This is a genomic window from Methylibium sp. (assembly GCF_013817345.1).
GTDB lineage: Bacteria > Pseudomonadota > Gammaproteobacteria > Burkholderiales > Burkholderiaceae_C > Methylibium.
The window spans coordinates 1-3,767 of sequence record NZ_JACDCW010000181.1; the positions used below are offsets into that span (position 1 = coordinate 1).

The window sequence follows — 3,767 nt, forward strand, 5'->3', positions numbered from 1 at the left end:
GCCATGCGCGAGGCCCGCGCCCAGCGCGCCGACGACCTCATCCGCGCCGGCGACCTCCGCCTCGAGCACGTCGCCCGCCTGTGCGGCTACGCCGACGGCGCCGCCTTCTCGCGCGCGTTCAAGTCCATCCGCGGTACGCCACCGAGCCGATGGCGCCGGCGCCCGCAATGATCAGCGGGCGAGCACCCCGAGGTTCGACCCCGACGACATCAGACGGCGATTGGCGCGATAGAACGGATCAGCATACCGCGCCAACGCCGCGGGGCGATGCTAGTGTCTTGTAACGTAAATAACTATCTAAAGTCCCTGTTCGGTCCTTAGCCTGCTGCAGAAGGGGGCGATCCGAGCGAGGATGTAAACGCCGCCGCAAAATCAGGCCACGAAACCGGCCCTCACGGCCGTCCGTGCCGGAGCAAAATCAGGCCAGTGCTGGTCCTATCTGAAGAACGACTCCGGTGATCGCTCGTTTCTCCCGGAGGGTCGTCCCGATGGGGGAAACGAGCGATCGCCGGAGTTCCGTGCGAAGCACGGCAGGTAGGGCCGGAGCCAGCGTGGTGGTCCGGATGCGGCGGCGGTGCGGCCATTGAGCCCATTCCCAGGCGATGTGCCGGGAACCAGGGTCGGGGATGCACACCGTGGAAATCTACGCCCAGGTTCGCCGGCAGGTGATGGTGGAGGGGCAGAGCCAGCGCTCGGTCGCCCGGGACTTCGGCATCAGCCGGGACAGCGTGGCGAAGATGCTGCGCCACGCGCTGCCGCCGGGCTACCGACGATCGGCGCCGGCGGCGCGGCCCAAGCTGGCGCCCTTCCTGGTGTGGATCGAGGCGACGCTGGAAGCGGACAAGCTGGTGCACCGCAAGCAGCGGCACACCGCCAAGCGGATCTTCGACCGGCTGAAGGCCGAGCACGGCTACACCGGCGGCTACACGGCGATCAAGGATGCGGTAGCCGAGCACGAGCGGCGGACGCGCGAGATGTTCGTGCCGTTGGTGCACCCGCCGGGCGACGCGCAGGTCGACTTCGGCGAGGCGCGGGTGGTGATCGGCGGCGTCGAGCAGAAGTGCCATTTCCTGGCCATGGATCTGCCGCACAGCGACGCGCCGTTCGTGGCGGTGTTCCCGCGCGAGACCACCGAGGCGTTCTGCCAGGGCCATGTCGACGCGTTCGCATTCTTCGGCGGCGTGCCGCGCTCGATCCTCTACGACAACACCACGATCGCGGTGGCGAAGATCCTGGCTGACGGCGAGCGCAAACGGACTCAGGTGTTCGATCAACTCGTCAGCCACTGCCTGTTCAAAGACCGCTTCGCGCGCGTCGGCAAGGGCAACGACAAGGGCAACGTCGAAGGGTTGGTGAAGTACGCCCAGCGCACGATCCTGACGCCGGTGCCGCACGCGCCGGACTGGGAGACGCTGGGCGCGCAGGTGCGCGAGCGCTGCCTGGCGCGCCGGGCCGAGCGCGTGCGCGGCAGCGAGGGCACCATCGGCGAACGATTGCTGGCCGACCAGGCCGCGTTCCTGCCGTTGCCGGCGGCGCCGTTCGACTGCTGCCGGATCGTGGCCGGGCGCGTCAGCAGCCAGTCGCTGGTGCGCTTCCAGCGCAACGACTACTCGGCGCCGGTGGCGCACGGCTACCAGGAGGTGCTGGTGAAGGCGTACGTCCATGACGTCGTGCTCTGCCGTGGATCAGAGGTCATCGCGCGCCATCGGCGCAGCTACGATCACGAGGTCATGGTGTTCGATCCGCTGCACTACCTGCCGCTGATCGAGCGCAAACCCGGCTGCCTCGACCAGGCGGCGCCGCTCGCCGGCTGGGTGTTGCCCGAGGACTTCGCCGTCCTGCGTCGGCTGCTGGATGGCCGGATGGGCAAGCGCGGGGCGCGCGACTACATCGGCGTCTTGCGCCTGCACGAAGCCTTCCGCGCCGATCAGGTGCATGCCGCCGTGGCCGCGGCGCTGCGCTTGGGCGCCATCAGCTACGACGCGGTGAAGCACTGTCTGCTGGCGGCGCTGGAGGGCCGTCCGGCGAAACTCGATCTGGTCCACTACCCGCACCTGCCGCGGGCCGAAGTCGCGCTGACGGATCCTGCCGCCTACAACGATCTGCTGGTGGAGGCCGCGCCATGAACTCCACCACGCCGGCCACCGTCACCACCGTGGTGGCTGGCACCGCCGTCGATCCCACGCCACCGGCCGTCATCCTCGCTCACCATCTGAAGGAACTGCGCCTACCGACCTGTTTGCGCGAGTACGACCGGCTGGCGCGCCAGTGCGCCAGCGAGGGCGTCGACCATGTGCGCTATCTCCTGCGGCTGGTCGAATTCGAACTGATCGACCGTGAGCGCCGTCTGGTCGAGCGCCGCATCAAGGCCGCCCGCTTTCCTGTCACCAAGAGCCTCGATGCCTTCGACTTCCTTGCCATCCCTGCGCTGAACAAGCCGCTGGTCATGGACCTCGCGCGCGGCGGTTTCGTCGATCGCCGCGAGAACGTCATCGCCGTCGGCAACTCCGGTACCGGCAAGACTCACATCGCGCTCGGCCTTGGCCTGGCGGCCTGCCAGCGCGGCTACAGCGTCCTGTGGAAGCCCGCCGCCACCCTGGTCAATGAACTGATCGAGGCGCGCGACGAGAAGCACCTCCTGCGCTATCAGAAGTCCCTCGCCAAGGTCCAACTCTTGATCGTCGACGAACTCGGCTTCGTACCGCTGTCGAAGACCGGCGCCGAACTGCTGTTCGACGTCTTCTCGCAGCGCCACGAGCGCGGCGCCACCCTGGTCACCAGCAACCTGCCCTTCGACGAATGGACCGAGGTCTTCGGCAGCCAGCGCCTCACCGGCGCCCTGCTCGACCGCCTCACCCACCACGCCCACGTCCTGACCTGCAACGGCGATTCCTATCGCCTCGCCGACGCCAAGCGGCGACGCGCCAAGCAGGACAAGCCGCCCGCCAAGACCACCGCCGAAGGCTGATCCGGCCAGGATCCGGAGCCGGCGGCTACGCCGCCACAGTGGCCTGATTTTGCTCCGGCGGCTGGCCTGGTTTTGGTCCGGCCTTTACACAGGAGGCGGCGCCGTCGGTGCAGCACCTGGGCAAGCGCCTGACCGCGATCGGCTGGGTGTCGAAGCGCCTATCCACGCCCGGACGCCCCGCGGGCTACTGCAACCCGGCCTGGCGCCTCGGAAAGGAGGAAATCAACCCCGACATCCCCGACAGTGGCTGATGACGGGCAGACTGTCGGGGTTGTCATGGTCAAAAACGCGATTGCCGTTTCGTGGAAGGCACCCGCGTATGACGGCACTCCAGAGACGGCGGCATCGTGCAGCGGATTGACAGGCCACCTGTCGGGGTTGTCAGGGCGGATCGCCGCCTTCGAGAACCTACGTCATGCGCCTGCCCTGAGGACAGCGAGCATGTCGGGGTTGTCGGGGTCGAGAGTGGGATTTCAGACCGGTTCACCGGCGATCAGCGATCGCCATCACCTTCGGATGTCTCCATGTGGACGAGAGCCAATCCTCCAGACCAATCGACGCGCCGCCGTTACAGCTGGCGCGCGTCGGAATGCCTGCGCCTGCGCATCGTCGATGTCGGCGTCGATGGCTCGGCGACCTGGGGCGAGGTCGTCTGGTCCCATGAGGGCAAACCAATCGGCTACCTGCTCTGGGCGTATCGTCGGGACGAGCGCGGCGGTGCACTTGTCATCGATGCGCAGGAGATGGGCTTCCCGGCGGTCTACCGAATCGCACTGGTGCACACCCGAGTCGCCTCCAG

General features: G+C 67.8%; 5 protein-coding genes. All 5 read left to right on the forward strand.

Translation table 11 applies throughout. The annotated features are described in order from the left end of the window. The first annotated feature begins 3 nt into the window (after positions 1 to 3). On the forward strand, positions 4 to 171 hold the full coding sequence (locus H0W40_RS20105; RefSeq protein ID WP_367153850.1) for a helix-turn-helix domain-containing protein: 168 nt from the start codon (positions 4 to 6) through the stop codon (positions 169 to 171). 455 nt (positions 172 to 626) lie between these two features. Beyond that, a complete protein-coding gene (istA, locus tag H0W40_RS19530; protein ID WP_292449541.1) occupies positions 627 to 2,126 on the forward strand; it encodes an IS21 family transposase in 1,500 nt (499 codons plus the stop codon). Next, a complete protein-coding gene (gene istB, locus H0W40_RS19535) occupies positions 2,123 to 2,968 on the forward strand; it encodes an IS21-like element helper ATPase IstB (RefSeq protein WP_292449543.1) in 846 nt (281 codons plus the stop codon). Before istA ends, istB begins: the two co-directional genes overlap by 4 nt. Before the next feature lie 107 nt (positions 2,969 to 3,075). Then, a complete protein-coding gene (locus H0W40_RS19540) occupies positions 3,076 to 3,219 on the forward strand; it encodes a hypothetical protein (RefSeq protein ID WP_292449545.1) in 144 nt (47 codons plus the stop codon). A gap of 273 nt (positions 3,220 to 3,492) precedes the next feature. Further along, positions 3,493 to 3,767, forward strand: a 275-nt coding sequence (locus H0W40_RS19545) for a hypothetical protein (protein ID WP_292449547.1), incomplete at its 3' end; no start/stop codon positions are given.

What these genes read in the sequence shown, in the direction of transcription:
- H0W40_RS20105 (WP_367153850.1), top strand. Translation starts at nt 4, where the DNA reads ATGCGCGAGGCCCGCGCCCAGCGCGCCGACGACCTCATCCGCGCCGGC.
- istA (WP_292449541.1), top strand. Translation starts at nt 627, where the DNA reads ATGCACACCGTGGAAATCTACGCCCAGGTTCGCCGGCAGGTGATGGTG.
- istB (WP_292449543.1), top strand. Translation starts at nt 2,123, where the DNA reads ATGAACTCCACCACGCCGGCCACCGTCACCACCGTGGTGGCTGGCACC.